This is a genomic window from Streptomyces sp. CNX435, from assembly GCF_059570575.1.
Map to the genome: position 1 here is coordinate 23,439 of NZ_JCANTA010000004.1, position 16,851 is coordinate 40,289.

The 16,851-nt window shown below is 72.2% G+C and carries 18 protein-coding genes; 6 read left to right on the plus strand and 12 right to left on the minus strand.

Annotated features, from left to right (window positions below):
• The first annotated feature begins 14 nt into the window (after window positions 1-14).
• Complete coding sequence (locus tag T328_RS09050; RefSeq protein ID WP_496495414.1) at window positions 15-461, plus strand: MarR family winged helix-turn-helix transcriptional regulator; 447 nt, start codon at window positions 15-17, stop codon at window positions 459-461.
• Window positions 462-568: 107 nt separating this feature from the next.
• Here T328_RS09050 and T328_RS09055 read toward each other — a convergent pair whose 3' ends face one another.
• Both T328_RS09055 and T328_RS09060 read right to left on the minus strand, forming a co-directional pair.
• Complete coding sequence (locus T328_RS09055; RefSeq protein WP_496495415.1) at window positions 569-1,213, minus strand: response regulator transcription factor; 645 nt, start codon at window positions 1,211-1,213, stop codon at window positions 569-571.
• A complete protein-coding gene (locus tag T328_RS09060) occupies window positions 1,210-2,430 on the minus strand; it encodes a sensor histidine kinase (RefSeq protein WP_496495416.1) in 1,221 nt (406 codons plus the stop codon). Before T328_RS09060 ends, T328_RS09055 begins: the two co-directional genes overlap by 4 nt.
• 172 nt (window positions 2,431-2,602) lie before the next feature.
• Here T328_RS09060 and T328_RS09065 point away from each other — a divergent pair, with 172 nt between their 5' ends.
• Window positions 2,603-3,550, plus strand: coding sequence for an SDR family NAD(P)-dependent oxidoreductase (locus T328_RS09065; protein WP_496495417.1), 948 nt, complete (start codon window positions 2,603-2,605; stop codon window positions 3,548-3,550).
• 120 nt (window positions 3,551-3,670) lie between these two features.
• Here the strand turns inward: T328_RS09065 and T328_RS09070 are convergent, their stop codons facing one another.
• The 4 genes from T328_RS09070 to T328_RS09085 all read right to left on the minus strand — a co-directional run bounded on the left by T328_RS09070 (window position 3,671) and on the right by T328_RS09085 (window position 6,316).
• Window positions 3,671-4,225 carry a Clp protease N-terminal domain-containing protein gene (locus T328_RS09070; RefSeq protein ID WP_496495418.1) on the minus strand — a complete coding sequence of 185 codons (555 nt, stop codon included), beginning with the start codon at window positions 4,223-4,225 and terminating at the stop codon, window positions 3,671-3,673.
• A complete protein-coding gene (locus tag T328_RS09075) occupies window positions 4,225-4,434 on the minus strand; it encodes a DNA-directed RNA polymerase sigma-70 factor (protein WP_018835100.1) in 210 nt (69 codons plus the stop codon). The genes T328_RS09070 and T328_RS09075 overlap by 1 nt, the downstream gene beginning before the upstream one ends.
• Window positions 4,435-4,514: 80 nt before the next feature.
• Window positions 4,515-5,174 (minus strand): ThuA domain-containing protein, encoded by a 660-nt coding sequence (locus T328_RS09080; protein ID WP_496495419.1) that lies wholly within the window; start codon window positions 5,172-5,174, stop codon window positions 4,515-4,517.
• Between the two features lie 125 nt (window positions 5,175-5,299).
• Complete coding sequence (locus T328_RS09085; protein WP_496495740.1) at window positions 5,300-6,316, minus strand: LacI family DNA-binding transcriptional regulator; 1,017 nt, start codon at window positions 6,314-6,316, stop codon at window positions 5,300-5,302.
• A gap of 235 nt (window positions 6,317-6,551) precedes the next feature.
• On the opposite strand from T328_RS09085, the gene T328_RS09090 reads away from it, so the two are divergent.
• On the plus strand, window positions 6,552-7,391 hold the full coding sequence (locus T328_RS09090) for a ThuA domain-containing protein (RefSeq protein WP_496495420.1): 840 nt from the start codon (window positions 6,552-6,554) through the stop codon (window positions 7,389-7,391).
• Complete coding sequence (locus T328_RS09095; protein ID WP_496495421.1) at window positions 7,388-8,524, plus strand: Gfo/Idh/MocA family protein; 1,137 nt, start codon at window positions 7,388-7,390, stop codon at window positions 8,522-8,524. Before T328_RS09090 ends, T328_RS09095 begins: the two co-directional genes overlap by 4 nt.
• A 12-nt stretch (window positions 8,525-8,536) precedes the next feature.
• On the opposite strand, the gene T328_RS09100 is transcribed toward T328_RS09095, so the two are convergent.
• The 4 genes from T328_RS09100 to T328_RS09115 form a co-directional block, all read right to left on the minus strand.
• On the minus strand, window positions 8,537-9,499 hold the full coding sequence (locus tag T328_RS09100; RefSeq protein ID WP_496495422.1) for a zinc-binding dehydrogenase: 963 nt from the start codon (window positions 9,497-9,499) through the stop codon (window positions 8,537-8,539).
• 86 nt (window positions 9,500-9,585) lie between these two features.
• A complete protein-coding gene (locus tag T328_RS09105) occupies window positions 9,586-10,338 on the minus strand; it encodes an amino acid ABC transporter ATP-binding protein (protein ID WP_496495741.1) in 753 nt (250 codons plus the stop codon).
• Window positions 10,339-10,355: 17 nt separating this feature from the next.
• Window positions 10,356-11,324, minus strand: a complete 969-nt coding sequence (locus T328_RS09110) for an amino acid ABC transporter permease (protein WP_496495423.1) — start codon at window positions 11,322-11,324, stop codon at window positions 10,356-10,358.
• A gap of 37 nt (window positions 11,325-11,361) precedes the next feature.
• Window positions 11,362-12,282, minus strand: coding sequence for an ABC transporter substrate-binding protein (locus T328_RS09115; protein WP_496495424.1), 921 nt, complete (start codon window positions 12,280-12,282; stop codon window positions 11,362-11,364).
• A gap of 492 nt (window positions 12,283-12,774) precedes the next feature.
• On the opposite strand from T328_RS09115, the gene T328_RS09120 reads away from it, so the two are divergent.
• Window positions 12,775-13,989, plus strand: coding sequence for an NAD(P)-dependent malic enzyme (locus T328_RS09120; protein ID WP_496495425.1), 1,215 nt, complete (start codon window positions 12,775-12,777; stop codon window positions 13,987-13,989).
• Window positions 13,990-14,176: 187 nt separating this feature from the next.
• Here the strand turns inward: T328_RS09120 and T328_RS09125 are convergent, their stop codons facing one another.
• Window positions 14,177-15,208, minus strand: a complete 1,032-nt coding sequence (locus tag T328_RS09125; RefSeq protein WP_496495426.1) for an aldo/keto reductase — start codon at window positions 15,206-15,208, stop codon at window positions 14,177-14,179.
• Window positions 15,209-15,323: 115 nt separating this feature from the next.
• Between T328_RS09125 and T328_RS09130 the strand changes: the two genes are divergently transcribed.
• Window positions 15,324-15,902: a TetR/AcrR family transcriptional regulator gene (locus T328_RS09130; RefSeq protein WP_496495427.1), complete on the plus strand. Its 579-nt coding sequence runs from the start codon at window positions 15,324-15,326 to the stop codon at window positions 15,900-15,902.
• A 55-nt stretch (window positions 15,903-15,957) separates the two neighbouring features.
• On the opposite strand, the gene T328_RS09135 is transcribed toward T328_RS09130, so the two are convergent.
• Window positions 15,958-16,779 carry a class I SAM-dependent methyltransferase gene (locus T328_RS09135; protein ID WP_496495428.1) on the minus strand — a complete coding sequence of 274 codons (822 nt, stop codon included), beginning with the start codon at window positions 16,777-16,779 and terminating at the stop codon, window positions 15,958-15,960.
• Window positions 16,780-16,851 lie beyond the last annotated feature (72 nt).

Here is a 16,851-nt window from a genome sequence, read left to right on the forward strand (position 1 = left end):
GTCAGAATGCTGACATGGAGCAAGCAGAGACGGTTGGCGACCTTGAGCTGTCGGTGGGCTACGTTCTCAAACAGGTGCACGCCTCCCTGCGCACGGCGATGGACGAAGCCCTGCGGCCACTGGACCTGACCGTCCCTCAGTACGCATGCCTCGAACTGCTCGGCCAGCATCCTGGGCTGTCCAACTCCGAACTCGCCCGCCGCGCGTTCGTCACCCGCCAGTCGATGAACCTCGTCCTTCGCCGGCTGCAGGAGCGGGGCCTGCTCACGCGGCCCGATCAGGCGCCTCACGGACGGGCACTGCCGACCGAACTCACCCGGGACGGACAGGCGGCGCTGCGCAAGGCCAGTGTGGCCGTGCGCGCCGCCGAAAAGCAGGTGTTCTCGCCCTTGTCCCAGGAGCAGCAGGTCCGACTACGTGAGGCCCTTGCCGCATGCGTCGCCTCTCCCGGCGACATCTAGCCCGCCCCCCGGAGCCCGGGTTTCGCCCGGCGACGCGCACACTCCGCCCGCGGGGCGGGGCGTTATCCGCCCGGCGTCGCGCCCGGGCCCGACCGACCGGCTCGCCCTCACCCGACCAGATCCCGCGCCACAATTGCCGCCTGCACCCTGTTCGTCACCCCCAACTCCGCCAGGATGCGGCTCACATGGGCCTTCACCGTCGACTCCCGGAGCCGCAGCAACGCCCCGATCTCCGCGTTCGTCATCCCGTCCGCCACCGCCGACAGCACCTGTCGCTCCCGCGGCGTCAGCCGCGCCGCCGCCTCGCGGGCGGCCCGGCCGCGGGCGGCCTCCGGGTGGTGGAAGCGGCTGATGACCGTGCGGGTCACGGTCGGGGAGAGCATGGCGGCGCCCCCCGCGACCACGTGGATCGCCTGGAGGATGTCGTCCGGCGGGGTGTCCTTGAGCAGGAAGCCGGCGGCACCCGCCGCCAGCGCGCCGTAGACGTACTCGTCGAGGTCGAACGTCGTGAGCACGATGACCGCCGGCGGGTCCGGCAGCCGGCACAGCGCCGCCGTGGCGGCGATGCCGTCCGTGCCCGGCATGCGGATGTCCACCAGGGCGACGTCGACGCGCCGGCCGCGGGCCGTCGCCACCGCGGCGGCGCCGTCGGCGGCCTCCCCGGCGAGTTCGAGCCCGTCGTCCGTGGCGACCAGGTCCCGCAACCCGGCGCGCACGAAGGCGTCGTCGTCGACGACGAGGACGCGGATCACCGGGCCACCGCGCCGCTCAGCACCGACGGCTCGTCCACCGGGTGTACGGGCACGGGCAGTTCGGCGGTGAGGAGGAAGGAGCCGCCGGGGGTGTGCCCCGTGGTGAGGTCGCCGTGGAGGGCGGCCACCCGCTCGGCTATGCCGACCAGGCCGTAGCCGCGCGGGGGACGGTCGCCGGACTCCGGCGGCACGGGGCAGTCGTTTTCGGCGCGTATGACCACGCGCGTCCTGGTCACCGTGACGGTCAGGTCGACAGGCGCCCCCGGCGCGTGCTTGCGGGCGTTCGTCAGCGCCTCCTGCACGATGCGGTGGGCGGCGAGACGCACGGCGGCGGGCAGGCCGGCGAGGTCGTCGGTGCGGGCGCGGACCCGGGTGCCGGCGCGCTCGGACTCGGCGATGAGGGCCGGCAGGTCGTCGGCGGTGGGGGCCAGCGGGACGGGTCCTTCGTGGTCGCGCAGGGCGCCCAGGAGGTCGCGTAGGTCGTCCAACGCGTGGGCGCTTGTCGTACGGAGGAGGTCGAGGCGTTCCCGTACGGGATCGGGCATGGCGTCCGGCGCCGCGTCGCCGCGGCGCTGGAGCACGCCGGTGTGCAGGACGAGGAGGCTGAGCCGGTGCGCCAGCACGTCGTGCATCTCGCGTGCGATACGCGCCCGTTCGGCCATCCGTACCTGCTCGTCGCGCATCCGCTCCCGCTCGTCGCGCAGCCGGTTCGCCGCCTCCAGGTGTTCCAGCTGGCGCGCGAGCGAACCGGTCAGGTCGCGCTGGCTGCGCGTGGCGAGCCCGACGGCCAGCGGCACGGCGAGCACCGAGCAGGGGAAGAGCATGACCTGCGGCATGTTCACCAGCTCGCGGAACGGGCCGAAGGCCGCCGGTACGAAGACGGCGCCGGTCAGCGCGACGGCGGCCACCCGGGACCGCCACACCGTCACCGCGTACAGCGCGACGAGCACCGGCCACAGCTGGCTCTCCAGCAGGAACCCGGCGCCGGTGACCACCGCCGCCGTCACCGGCATCCGGCGGCACAGCAGCAGCGCCGCGCACAGCGCGGCGGCGACCACGGCGCTCGCCGCCGCCGAGGTGATGAGCCCCGCCTCCTCGGTCAGCGCCTTACGCACCGACTTGACGACGACGAAGACGAACCCGGCGGCCAGCAGCAGCCGAAGCTGCGGCGGCGTCAGCAGTGCGCGGCGCACGGACCGCGGTTCGACGGTGGACATACCGGCCATCGTAAGCACCGCCACTGACACGCGCATTCGACGAAAGTCGGGGGTCGCGGCGGCACGCCACCGCCGTAGGTCGGTGCGCGGCGCCTCCGGGCGGCGGATGCGGCGTCCGGTGCACGGGCCGGAGGGTGGAGCCGTACGGCAGCAGGTCGAGGAGGGACAGCAGATGCAGGACGGGAAACGTGGGTCGGTGGGCCGGCGCAACGTGCTGGGCGGGGCGGCAGCGGCAGTGGCCGCGGCGGGGGTGGGCCTCGCGGCGGGTGCGCGGACGACGTCGGCGCAGGAGCCCGACCGGCGCGCGGAGGAGCGCGCCGGCACGGGCGGCGAGGGCGGCAGGTACGCGGGGAAGACCGTTCTCGTCACCGGTGCCACGTCGGGCATCGGGCGGGCGGCGGCGATCGCGTTCGCCGCGGAGGGTGCGCGGGTCGGGTTCTGCGGGCGGCGGGTGACCCTGGGGCGCGAGGTGGAGGGGCAGATCCGGAGTGCCGGCGGGGAGGCGACGTACATCAGGGCCGACGTGCGCCGGCCCGAGGAGGTGCAGGGGTTTGTCGACGAGGTGGTGAAGAAGTACGGCGGTCTCGACATCGCGCTCAACAACGCGGGGATCCAGAAGCCGTTCACCGACCTGCACGAGGTCTCGGTGGCAGACTGGGACGACGTGACGCTCACCAACACCCGCGGCATCTTCGTGGCGATGAAGTACGAGATCCCTCATCTGCGGGCGCGCGGGGGCGGGGTCATCCTCGTCACCGGATCGTCGAACCAGTACGCGACCCGTCCGGGACTCGGCTCGTACACGGCGAGCAAGAACAGCGTCTCGGGTCTCGTGCAGGCGGCGGCGATCGAAAACGGCACGCACGGCATCCGGGTGGTGGCGATGGCGCCGGGGATGACGGACACGCCGATGCTGGACGTGCACCGGCCGCCGGGCGACACCGACGAGCAGTGGGCGGCGCGGAAGGCGGAGTTCGGCAGGCAGGGGATCGACGCCTTCAAGCGGATGGCGACGCCTGAGGAGATGGCGTCGGCGGCGCTGGCCCTGGCGTCGGACGACATGGGGTTCCAGACGGGGACGACGGTGATGGTCGACGGCGGCCAGCTGGCGGGCCTGTAACCCCGGCGGGCCCCCGCACCCGCCCGCCGCCCGGAGCCCGCGGGGGCGGTCGGGGGCGGTCGGGCACACGGCGAGCGGGCCTTACCGGCGCGGGCTCGCCGGGGAGGGGTCCGCCCCGGGTCACCCCGCCCGCTGCACGGCGGGCAGGGCGGCCTCGATGGCCGCGTACGTCACACCGTGGTCGGCCAGGACCTCCGCCGGGATGCCGCGGGCGGCGGCGAGCGCGAGCAGGATGTGCTCGTCGCCGATAGCCTTGTCGCCACGCCCCAGGGCCACCCTGAGGGACCGTTCCAGCACGGCCTTGGCGTCCGCGTCGAATCGCATACGGCCACGCCGCCACGCCCGCGACCGGGCGAGGGCGCCGCGGCCGTGGGCGGACTCGACGCGGTCGACGACCTCGGCGACGTCGATGCCGATCCCGGCGAGGGCCGCGGTGTCGGACTTGGTGAGCCCGCCCCGCCGCCGCGCCTCGTTCAGGTCCCGTTCGACGGCGCCGCGCCGCTCCTCGCCGTCGATCCCGGCCGCGGCGAGCGCGACGGCCCCGGGGGTGCCGGAGGCGGCGAGGAGCTGCCGGAGCAGGTGCTCGGCGGTGACGTACGGGTCGCCGGCCCGTTCCGCGCGATCGGCCGCCCCGCGGACGAGGTCCTTGGCGGCCTTGGTGAACCGTTCGAACATCAGCGCCTCCCGTGCTTCTTGTGCACCGCCTGCCGGCTGACCCCCAGCTCGGCCGCGACCTCCTGCCACGACCAGCCCTGGTTGCGCGCACTGCGCACCTGCACGGCCTCCAACTGCTCCAGCAGCCGCCGCAAAGCGGCAACGGCCCGGAGCCCTTCCCGGGGATCGGCGCCCCCGGCCCGCTCGGCAAGCTCGGTCGCATCACTCATGACGTCAACCTACGTTGACATCGAGTAGATGTCAACCTCGGTTGACATGACACGTCGAGGTCCGGCGGGGCCAAAGGCCGTCAGCGGCTCGCCCAGAGAAGTCCCTGCCGGGTGAGCGTGCGCACGTGCGAGTTGCGGAAGTCGGCCGGCGTACGGCCGACGGTGGAGACGAAGACGCGGCCCTTGCCCCACGCCCTGGTCCACACCGCGGGGATGGTCACCGCCCGCTGCCGCGTGTCGTCGGGGTCGAACGTGACCGTGGCCAGCACGTCGTTCAGGGGGTCGGTCAGCGTCCAGCACGCGTCGGTGTCCACCGCGAAGTCGTCGAGACGGGCGATGACCGGATGGTCGGCGTGTCCGGCGCTCAGGTGAACGCGCAGCGGCCCGCGGCCCGAGGGGTTTCCGACGAACGTCCCACCCGTCATCAGCTGGTAGTCGGGGTCCTCCCGGAAGGCGTCGACGACTCCCCTGTGCCAGCCCGCGAAGCCGGTTCCGGCCCGGACCGCCGCGAGCAGCCCGGCGCTCTCGCCGCGGGTGATGTCCCCCCGGGTCCAGCACTGGAGGATGAGGTCCGTTTCGAGCAGCAGGTCCGCGTCCTCGTAGACCTCCAGCGAATCCTGAACGAGGACCTCGAAGCCGTTCTCGCGGAGAAACGGGAGGAACAGGTTCGTCGTCTGCACCGGACGGCTGTCGTCCCAGCCACCGCGCACTACCAGAGCCCGCCGCCGTCCGGAGGTCATGGCACCGTCACTCCTCGGGATACATAAAAAAATTTCGCAACTCTTATCGTATGCCACGGACAATAAGAACGCCCGGTGTCGGCCGTCAAGGCTGCACACGCGGGCGATGCGAAGATGTTTCCCGGTCAGTCGCGGGCGGCGGTGCTGCCCCGTACGACCAGGGTCGTCGCCAGCTCGACGCGCGGGCTCTCCAACTCGTCGCCGTTCATCAGGCGCAACAGCGTGCGCAGCGCGCTGCGGCCCATGTCCTTGAGCGGCTGGCGCACCGTCGTCAGCGCCGGGGCGACCCAGCGCGCCTCGGGCAGGTCGTCGAAGCCGACGATGCTGACGTCCCCGGGCACGCGCAGCCCCGCCTCGGCAAGGGCCTCGTACCCGCCGATGGCCATGTGGTCGGAGCAGATGAACAGCGCGGTCGGCGGCTCCGGCGCCGCGAACAGCGCCCGTACCTGCTCCGCGCCGCTCGCGCGGTCGTACGACCCGTGCCTGACCAGCCCGGGGGGCACCTTGACGCCGGCCGCCGCCATGGCGGAGCGGTAGCCGGCGGTGCGCGCGCGGGCGTAGAGGTGGTGCGGTGGGCCGGTCACGAGCGCGATGCGCCGGTGGCCGCGGTCGAGCAGGTGGGTGGTCGCCTCGTAGGCGCCGGCCCAGTTGGTCGTGCCCACGGAGATCACGTCGGGCGGCGGGTCGCTGAGCGGGTCGATGACGACGATGGGGACATGCGCCTGCCGCAGGCGGGCGAGCTGGTCGGGGGCCGGCTCGATGAGGCCGAGCACCACGCCCGCGCTGCCCCGCTCCAGTACGCGGTCCACCCAGTCCTGCGTGGCGTGGTTGTTCGCGGAGGCGCCCTGCCGGGCCACGGAGATCACCACGTGCACGCCGGCCTCGTACGCGGCCGCCTCCAGGCCGCTCGCGACGCTCGCCGGCCAGGACCCGTCGAGGCCGTTCATCACCAGGTCGAGGGTGCGGACGGCGGGGTCGTGCAGCGACGCGCCGCGGCGCCGGTAGCGGTGCTCGCGCAGGGCGGAGTCGACCTTGGCGCGGGTGTCCCGCGAGACGTCGTCCCGGCCGTTGAGGACCTTGGAGACGGTGGAGATCGACACGCCGGCCGTCTCGGCGATCTGCGCGAGCGTGGGTCGCGGCATCCTGGTATGGGTCACGATCCGCTCTCTGCCCTACCGACACATTTTCGGAACCCGGGGCGCTCAGCGCGGTGCTTCCTCGCCTGCCCCTCCACCTGCACATTACTCGACTCCCCCGGCTCCGGCCATGGCGTGCCTCCCGTAGAGTTCCTTGACGGTGCCCGGCGGGGCCCCTAGCTTCCGTAGCGCCGCTTCCGAAAACTTTTCTGGGTGTTCTTGCAGGTACGAGGGAGATGCCATGTCGTCGCCGAAGCCACCGGCTGCCCTGCGCGTCACGGTCTGGGGCGAGGGCCTCCACGAGCAGCGCGAGCCCGAGGTCGCGCAGCGGTATCCGCACGGCATGCACGGTGCCGTCGCCGAGGGGATCGCGGAACACCTGGGCGACGGCGCCCGGCTGCGCACGGCGACGCTGGCGGAACCCGAGCACGGGCTGACCGAGGAGGTGCTCGCGGAGACGGACGTGCTGACCTGGTGGGGGCACCTGGCCCACCGGGAGGTCTCGGACGAGGTCGTCACGCGGGTGTACCGGCGCGTGCTCGCCGGGATGGGCCTGGTCGTGCTGCACTCCGCGCACTGGTCGAAGATCTTCACCCGGCTCATGGGCACCACCTGCACCCTGCGCTGGCGCAACTCGGGCGACCGCGAGCTGGTCTGGACGGTCGACCCCACCCACCCCATCGCCGCCGGCGTGCCGCATCCGATCGTCATCGAGCAGCAGGAGATGTACGGGGAGTTCTTCGACATCCCCGCCCCCGACGAGCTGGTCTTCCTCAGCTCCTTCAGCGGCGGCGAGGTCTTCCGCAGCGGCTGCACCTTCCGGCGCGGGCACGGCCGGATCTTCTACTTCAGCCCCGGCGACCAGGACTACCCCGTCTACCACCACCCGCACGTACGCCGCGTCATCGCCAACGCCGTGCGCTGGACCGCCCCGGGCGGCGACGGCACCGCGCCCCGGCTGGTGCACAGCGACACCGGCTGGTGGGCCGACGAGAGCGGCACCCCCGGCGAGAGCGGCACCGCCACCGACACCGCCACCGACACCGCCACCGCCACCGCCACCGACGGCGAGCGGCCGTGACGCGTGGCGCCTTCCGCACCGTGCCGGACGACGGCGCGCCGCTGCGCGTCGTCGTCGTGGGCGCGGGCCGGATGTCGCGGCTCTGGCTGCGTACCATCGCGGCATCGCCGGACGTCGAACTGGCGGGGGTGGTGGACACCGAGCCGGCGGCGGCCGTCCGGGCACTGAAGGAGACGGGCGCCGGCGACGTGCCCACCGGGGCGAGTCTCACCGCGCTGGCGTCCGCCGCCGCGCCGGACGCGGTCGTCGACGTCACCGTTCCCGAGGCCCACCTGCCCGTCACCCTGGAGGCGCTGAGACTGGGGCTGCCGGTGCTCGGCGAGAAACCGCTCGCCGCCACGCTCGCCCAGGCCCTGCGGCTGGCCGCCGCGGCCGGGCTGGCGGAACGGCTGTTCATGGTCAGCCAGTCGCGCCGCTACCACCCGCACCTCTTCGCGTTCCGGGACCAGGCCGCCCGGCTGGGCCGGCCGGGCGTCCTCACCACCGAGTTCTTCAAGGACCCGCACTTCGGCGGGTTTCGCGAGGCCATGGACCACCCGCTGCTCATCGACATGGCGATCCATCCGTTCGACACCGCCCGCTGGCTCCTGGACGCCGATCCCGTGTCGGTCCACTGCGAGGAGTACAGCCCTCCCTGGAGCTGGTACGCCGGCGCTGCCGCCACCACCGCCGTCTTCGAGATGACGGGCGGCAGCCGCTACGTCTTCACCGGCAGCTGGTGCAGCCCGGGCCTGACGACCTCGTGGAACGGCGCCTGGCGGCTGAGCGCCGAACACGGCTCGCTGGTCTGGGACGGCGAGAATCCCGTCGCCGTCGAGGCCACGGCCGCGGCCGGGGCCGCCCCGCCCGCGCGGGGCGCGGGGTCCGTACCGGCTAAGCCGGCTAAGGGGGTCGCCGGCTCCCTGGCCGAGTTCGTACGCGCGCTGCGTACCGGCGACGTACCGATGGGCGAGGTGCACGACAACGTGATGAGCCTCGCGATGGTGACGGCCGCCGTCGAGTCCGCGGAGACCGGCCGGCGGGTCCGCGTCGACGACCTCGTCGACGCCGCCCGGGAGGAAGCCCTCGCGTCGTCGGAACCCCCGGAGCGCGACGCCCTCCGCTCCTGGACCGCTCCCGGGCGGGGGCGTTAGGCCGCGGCCGGCTCAGGGAGTGAGGACCACCTTGCCGAAGAGTTCGCCGCCGGCCATCTTCTCGAAGCCCTCCCGCGCCCGGTCCAGCGGCAGCACCGTGTCGATCACCGGCCGTACGCCCTTCGCCGCGCAGAAGTTCAGCAGGCCCGCCAGCTCCTCCTTGCTGCCCATCGTCGAGCCGACGACCTTCAGCTCCAGGAAGAAGATCCGCTGCAGCTCCCCCGCCGGCGGGTTCGGCCCGCTGGTCGCGCCGGAGATGACGAGCGTGCCGCCGGGGCGCAGCGACTTCACGGAGTGGGACCACGTCGCCGCGCCCACCGTCTCCAGGACCGCGTCCACCCGGCGCGGAAGGCGCGTGCCCGGCGCCACCGCGGCCTCGGCGCCGAGGTCTTCGGCGCGCTTGCGCTTCGCCTCGTCGCGGCTCGTGGCGTACATCCGCAGGCCCGCCGCCGCGCCCAGGACGATCGCGGCCGTGGCGACGCCGCCGCCCGCGCCCTGGACCAGGACGGAGTCGCCCGGCCGGACGCCCGCGTGGGTGAAGAGCATGCGGTAGGCGGTGAGCCAGGCCGTCGGCAGGCAGGCGGCCTCCTCGAAGGACAGCTCCGCGGGCTTGGGCAGGACGTTCCACGCCGGGACGGCGACCTGCTCCGCGAACGTGCCCTGGTACCGCTCCGTCAGCAGCGACCGCGGCTCGTCCGGGCCCACCCCGTGGCCGGTCTGGCCGATGACGGAGTGGAGGACGACCTCGTTGCCGTCGGCGTCGACGCCGGCCGCGTCGCAGCCGAGGATCATCGGCAGGGCGTCCTCGCCGAGCCCGACCCCGCGCAGCGACCACAGGTCGTGGTGGTTGAGGGAGGCGGCTCTGACGTCGACGACGGCCCATCCGGGCGGGGGCTGCGGCGCCGGCCGCTCCCCCAACTCCAGGCCGTTCAGCGGCTCGTCGCGGTCGATGCGGGCGGCGTAGGCGGCGTACATGACCATGAAGTTACGCCGCGGGGCGGGGGCCGTACCAGCCCCCGCCCCGCCAAGCGAGCTATGTCACCCGGTGACGGGCGAAAACCTCACAACACCTTCGACAGGAACGCCTTCGTCCGCTGGTGCTGCGGGTTCGTCAGCACCTCCCTGGGGTGCCCCGACTCCACCACCACACCGTCGTCCATGAACACCAGCGCGTCCCCGACCTCCCGCGCGAAGCCCATCTCGTGCGTGACGACGATCATCGTCATGCCCGACTGCGCGAGGTCGCGCATCACGTCCAGCACCTCGCCGACCAGCTCCGGGTCGAGCGCCGACGTGGGCTCGTCGAAGAGCATCAGCTTGGGCTCCATCGCCAGCGCCCGCGCGATGGCGACGCGCTGCTGCTGGCCGCCGGAGAGCTGCGTCGGGTAGCCGTCCGCCTTGTCCGCCAGGCCCACTCGGTCCAGCAGCCGCAGCGCGCGCTCCCGGGCGGTCGCCTTGGCCTCCCGCTTGACCTGGACCGGCGCCTCCATGACGTTCTCCAGCGCGGTCATGTGCGGGAAGAGGTTGAAGCGCTGGAACACCATGCCGATGTCCTTGCGCTGGGCGGCGACCTCCTTGTCCTTCAGCTCGTAGAGCTTGTTGCCGTGCTGCCGGTAGCCGACGAGGTTGCCGTCGACGTACAGCCGGCCGGCGTTGATCTTCTCCAGGTGGTTGATGCACCGCAGGAAGGTGGACTTGCCGGAGCCCGAGGGGCCGACGATGCAGAAGACCTCGCGCGGGGCGACCTCCAGGTCTATGCCCTTGAGCACGTGGGTGAGCCCGAAGGACTTGTGTACGCCCTCGGCCCTGACCATTGCCGTCATGGCGCCGCTCACCTCGTTCCCGTCATGCGCGGCCCGGAGAAGATGTTCCGCCGGAGCTTCTGCATCGGTGTCAGCGGCAACTGGCGTACGGAGCCCTTGGCGTAGTGCCGCTCGATGTAGTACTGGATCACGCTGAACACGCTGGTCATCGCCAGATACCAGATGGCGACGACGATGTACATCTCCATCGGGTTCAGGTTGGTCGCGGAGATCTCGTTCGCCACGAAGGTCAGCTCGGTGTATTGGATCACCATCGCCAGCGACGAGGTCTTGAGCATGTTGATGAACTCGTTCCCCGTCGGCGGCACGATCACCCGCATCGCCTGGGGCAGCACGATGCGCCGCGTGGTCTTGCCCCGGCTCATGCCGAGCGCGTGCGACGCCTCCGTCTGGCCCTCGTCGACCGACTGGATGCCGGCCCGGACGATCTCGGCCATGTACGCGGCCTCGTTGAGGCCGAGGCCGAGCAGCGCCGCCACGAACGGGGTCATGACGTCGGTCATCTCGTTCTTGTAGAGCGGACCCAGGTTGAGGGTCTGGAAGACGAGGCCGAGGTTGTACCAGAGCAGCAGCTGCAGCAATACCGGGGTGCCGCGGAAGAACCAGATGTAGAGGTTGGCGAACGCCGAGGTCACCGGGTTGTCCGACAGCCGCATGATGGCGATCACGATGCCGAGGACCACGCCGAGCAGCATGGCGAGCACGGTGATCAGCAGCGTGTTCCCGGCGGCTTCGACGACGCGGTCGGCGAACAGGTAGTCGGGGACGTCGCCCCACTCGATCTTGGCGTTGGCGAAGGCGTAGACGAGCAGCCCGAGGAGCGCGAGGACGACCGCGGCGCTCACCCAGCGCAGCGGGTGGCGCACGGGGATCGCCTTGATCGCCTCGGGCGGTACCGCGGTGGCGGCGCCGGACTTCGAGGGCCCGGGCCCGGCCGGTTGCTTGTCGGCCGGGCCCGGTGAGGTCGGGTCGGTCACGGGAGGACTTCTCTCTGGAACGTCTTACGGGCGGTGGTCAGCTGCCTCCGTTGACGGTGGCCTTGTCGACGCCGCCCTTCTGGACGTTCCACTTCTCCAGCACCTTCTGGTACTCGCCGTTCTCGATGATCGTGTCCAGCGCCTTCGCGAGCGCGTCCCGCAGCTCCGGGTTGTCCTTGGCGACCGCGATGCCGTACGGAGCCGCGTCGATCTGCTCGCCGACGACCTCGAAGTCCTCGCCGCCGCCCGACTCCCGGGCGTTGTACGCGGCGACCGGGAAGTCGTTCAGGTCCGCGACCGCCCGGCCCTGCTTGACCTGCTGCAGCGCCTCGGTGTCCTTGGTGAAGGGCAGCGTCTCGATCGGCTTGTCGCACTTCTCGTTCTGCGCCTTGGCGATGTCCGCGCTGACGGTGCCCCGCTGGAAGGCGACCGTCTGGCCGCACAGGTCGTCGAGCGACTTGACGCCCTCGGGGTTGCCCTTCTGAACCAGGATGGAGACGCCGGCGGAGAAGTAGTCGACGAAGTCGACCTCGGCCTGGCGCTCCTTGTTGTCGGTCATCGACGACATGATGATGTCGAAGCGGCCGGAGTCCAGCGAGGGGATCAGGTTGTCGAAGACGTTGTTCTGGAACTGGAACTCGACGCCCAGCTCCTCGCCGAGCGCGTTGGCGATGTCGATGTCGACGCCGGCGGGCTCGCCGCCCTGGTCGAACTCCATCGGGGCGTACGCGATGTCCGAGCCGACCTTGATCACGCCGGCGTCCGCGATGTCCTTCGGCAGCGCGCCGGGCGCCGCGTTCGCGGAGCCCTTGGTCTCACCGCCGTCGCCGCCGTCGCCCCCGTCGTCCGTCTGGTCGCCGCAGGACGAGAGCACGAGTGCCCCCGCGGCGGCGAGTGCCCCGACGGCCACCAGTCGTGACTTGGCTGCTCCGGTGCGCCGGGTGGTGCGAGGGGTCATTGCGGGGTCCTCCTGCGGGGGTGAACGCGGGGTCAGAAGTTCACGGCCCCGGACGCGGCAGTTGGTGCGCCTGGGGCAGATGTCGACGGCTGCCGACGACGGCATCTTTGCATCCGGAAGTCATGCCTCAGGAATGCTGCCGGGTCAAAATCCGATAACAGGTGCGGTAATGAGACGTAGCTCACGCTGATACATAACGACAATAATCTGCCATACGCGACTTATCGCAGCATACGAATCTCCACATGGCCATGCGATTCGGGCCCCCTCACTCTCGCGAAGTGGCTCGCACGGGGCGCTCGGCGTCCTGTACAACGGACACTTACACCCCAGATCCGGGGCTCAGGGCGCGAGTGCGGCGCGCCCGGTGTCCGGGCCTCACCGTGGCCATGGCGCTCACTCCGCGGCCAGGCGGCCGGACACGTGCCCGCCCGCCCCTCGACCGAGAGGGGCGGTTCCTCTCTTTATGACTGCGACTAAGGGGTCAACAACGTGGCAGCGGAGATCGTCAACCCTCCGAGCGGGACGGATACGTCCGACAGCCCGGACGATGATTACTTCGATCCGGCCTTCGCCCTGCACCGGGGCGGGAAGATGGCCGTCCAGGCGACCGTGCCGGTAGACGACAGGGACGACCTGTCACTCGCCTACACACCGGGCGTCGCCAAGGTGTGCACCGCCATCGCCGAGCAGCCCGAGCTGGTGCACGACTACACCTGGAAGTCCCAGGTCGTCGCCGTCGTCACGGACGGCAGCGCGGTCCTCGGCCTCGGCGACATCGGGCCCGAGGCGTCCCTTCCGGTGATGGAGGGCAAGGCCATCCTGTTCAAGCAGTTCGGCGGCGTGGACGCGGTCCCCGTCGCGCTGGACTGCCGCGAGGTCGACGAGATCGTCGAGACCGTGGTGCGGCTGGCGCCCTCCTTCGGTGGGGTGAACCTGGAGGACATCTCCGCCCCCCGCTGCTTCGAGATCGAGCGCAGGCTGCAGGAGCGTCTCGACATCCCGATCTTCCACGACGACCAGCACGGCACCGCCGTCGTCACGCTCGCCGCGCTGCGCAACGCCACGAAGCTCAGCGGCCGGGCGCTCGGCGCACTGCGCGCGGTGATCTCCGGGGCCGGCGCGGCCGGCGCGGCGATCGCGAAGATCCTGGTGGAGGCGGGCATCGGCGACGTGGTGGTCGCCGACCGCAAGGGCATCGTCTCCGCGGACCGCGAGGACCTGACCGACGCCAAGCGGGAGCTGGCCGAGCTGACGAACCGCGAGGGGCGCACGGGCTCGCTGGAGTCGGCGCTCGCGGGCGCCGACGTGTTCATCGGCGTCTCCGGCGGCACGGTGCCGGAGCGGGCGGTGGCGACGATGGCGGAGGGCGCCTTCATCTTCGCCATGGCCAACCCGAACCCGGAGATCCACCCGGACGTGGCACACAAGTACGCGGCGGTCGTGGCCACGGGCCGCAGCGACTACCCGAACCAGATCAACAACGTGCTCGCGTTCCCCGGCATCTTCGCCGGGGCGCTGCAGGTGCGCGCCTCGCGGATCACCGAGGGCATGAAGCTGGCGGCGGCGGAGGCGCTGGCGGACGTGGTCGCCGGCGAGCTGAGCCCGGACTGCGTCGTTCCGTCGCCGTTCGACGAGCGGGTGGCCCCGGCCATCACGCGCGCGGTCGCGGCGGCGGCGCGTGCGGAGGGCGTGGCGCGGCGGTAGGCGGCTGAGCGCGCCGTACGGCGTGCGCCCCGCGGGCGGCGCCGTACGGAACGCGCAGAGCCCCGGGCGGGGCCGTCCGGCAGTGTGCCGGGCGGCCCCGCTTCGCGTCGTACGGACGGGGCGTACGAAGGGCGCGTACGGCCCCGGACGGCCCGGCCCATACGTCCCGCGCCCCTTAGGTCACCCCTCAGGCCGCCACGCGCTCCTCCGGCGCCCTGCGCCGCAGCCCGGCGTGCAGGATCGCCGGCGGGTCGTACGCCATGTCCAGCCGGCCGACCTCCGTGCCCGGCGGCACGAGGGCGTCGATCTCGTCGAGCACGTCGTCCCCGAGCGTCGTCCCGGCGCCGGCGAGCAGGTCGTCGAGCTGCTCCATGGTGCGCGGCCCGATGATCGCGGACGTGACGCCGGGGTGGGAGATCACGAAGGCCAGCGCCATGTGCGTCAGCGACATGCCCGCCTTCTCCGCGAGCGGGATCAGCTGCTCCACGACGTCGAGCCGGCGCTCGTCGCCGAGGTACCTGAAGCCGAAGCCGCCGCGGTGGGTGGCGGGCTCCTGGCCCTTGCGGTAGCGGCCGGTGAGCATGCCGCCGGCCAGCGGGCTCCACACCAGCGTGCCGATCCCGTAGCGCTCGCAGACGGGCAGCACCTCGCGCTCGATGCCGCGGTCGAGCAGCGAGTACTGCGGCTGCTCGGTACGGAACCGCTGCAGGCCGCGCCGCTCGGCGACCCACTGCGCCTCTACCAGGTCGGAGGCGGGGAAGGCGGAGGTGCCAATGGCCCGCACCTTGCCCGCGCGCACCAGGTCGGTGAGGGCGGAGAGGGTCTCCTCGACGTCGGTGTCCGGCGCCGGCCGGTGGACCTGGAACAGGTCGACGTGGTCGGTCCCGAGCCGGCGCAGCGAGTCCTCCAGCGCGCGGACCAACCAGCGGCGGGAGCTGCCCCGCCGGTTGGGGTCGTCGCCCATGGGCAGGTGCGCCTTGGTGGCGAGCACGACGTCGTCGCGCCGGCCGCCCCTGAGCGCCTTCGCGACGATCTCCTCGGACTCGCCGTGGCTGTAGAAGTCGGCTGTGTCGACGAAGTTGACACCCGCGTCCAGCGCCTTGTGGATGATGCGGACGGAGTCGTCGTGGTCGGGGTTCCCGTGGGCGCCGAACATCATCGCGCCCAGGCAGTAGGGGCTGACCTTGATCCCCGTCCGGCCCAGCGTGCGGTACTGCATGGCTCTCCTCCTGCGTGGACTGCGGGTCGTACGCCCCGGTAGAGTGAAATGCGGAACGCCGTTCAGTTCCCAACAATACGGAACACTGTTCCGCTTTTGCAAGGGGTCCACGCGCATGCCTGACCGCACCACGGAGGAGCCGGCCGCCGGCCGCCGCATGCGGCCGGACGTCCGGCGCAGCCTCGACGCGCTGCTGACCGCGGCGGCCGAGGTCTTCGAGACGGACGGCGTGGACGCGCCCGTACGCCGCATCACGGCGAAGGCCGGGGTGGGAGCGGGCACGCTCTACCGGCACTTCCCGCAGCGCTCGGACCTCATCACGGCCGTCTTCCGTAAAGAGGTCGATGCCTGCGCCGCGGCCGCCCCCGCCCTGGCCGCGCAGTACGAGCCGCTGGAGGCGCTGCGGCACTGGCTGCACCGCTACACGCGGTTCTTCGCCGCGAAGCAGGGATTGAAGGCCGCGCTGCACTCCGGCGACTGCGCGTACGAGAGCCTGCCGGGGTACTTCCGGGGCCGCTTCGTCCCCGCCCTGACGCAGCTGCTGGACGCCGCCGCGGCGGTCGGCGACGTCCGCTCCGACGTGGCCCCGTACGACCTGCTGCGGGCGCTCAGCAGCATCATCGAACCCGACGACCCGGCGTACACGCAGCGCATGATCGACCTGCTCGTCGACGGCCTCCGCTACCGCGCCTGAGGGAGACCGCCGACACCATCCGCAGCGCAGCGCGGCGCCGGGCTCAGCACCAGGCTCAGCGCAGCGCCAGCACCGCCGCGTCGCGCGCCGAGGCCCAGACCGTACGCGCCTCGGCGAAGCCCGCGGCGCGCAGCGTCTCCGCGTGCCAGGCGGGCGCCTGGACGTCGCCGTCGGCGTGGCCCTCGTTCGGGTCGTTCGGGTCGCCGAAGATCGCGAAGCGCTCCGCCGCGGGGCCGCCGAGCACCGGGTCCGCGGCGACCAGGCGCCACCAGTCCGCCCAGTCCAGCACCCCTTCCGCCCGCTCGCGGTCCTGGCGCACCTTGCTCCAGTTGCGCACCGCCTCGTTGATGCCGGGGGTGGCGGGGTCGGGCATGTGGTCGGCATTGACGAAGATGCCGCCCTTGCGGACCACGCCGGCCAACTGCCCGTACAGCGTGGCGAGCTGGTCGGAGAAGAGCCAGTGCAGGGCGGTGGAGGTGAGCACCGCGTCGTACGAGGCGTGCGGCAGCCGCGCCGTCCAGTCGGGCTTGGCCAGGTCGGCGGTGACGAACTCCGCGCGCGGGTCGTCCGCGAAGGTGCCGCGCGCGATGGTGAGCAGCGCGGGGTCGAGATCGACGCCGGTGGTACGGGCGCCGGGCAGCCGGCGCAGCAGCCGGGCGCTGATGCTGCCCGTACCGCAGGCCAGGTCGAGCACCCGGGGCTCCGGCCCGACGAGGGCCTCGACCGCGTCGAGCATGACCGTGAAGCGCTCCTCCCGGTCCGGCATGTACCACTCCTGCTGACGGTCCCAGCTCGCCTGCCAGCCCTGCCAGTCGGCACCCACGGGCGTCGCGGCCTCGGTCGTTCCGGCCGTTGTTCCGGCCGTTGTTCCGGCCATACTGCCTCCCCTGTGTCAGCTGCGTAATACCCTCTAGGCAGGGTCGTCCATTACGACCCCGCGGCGTCAGCA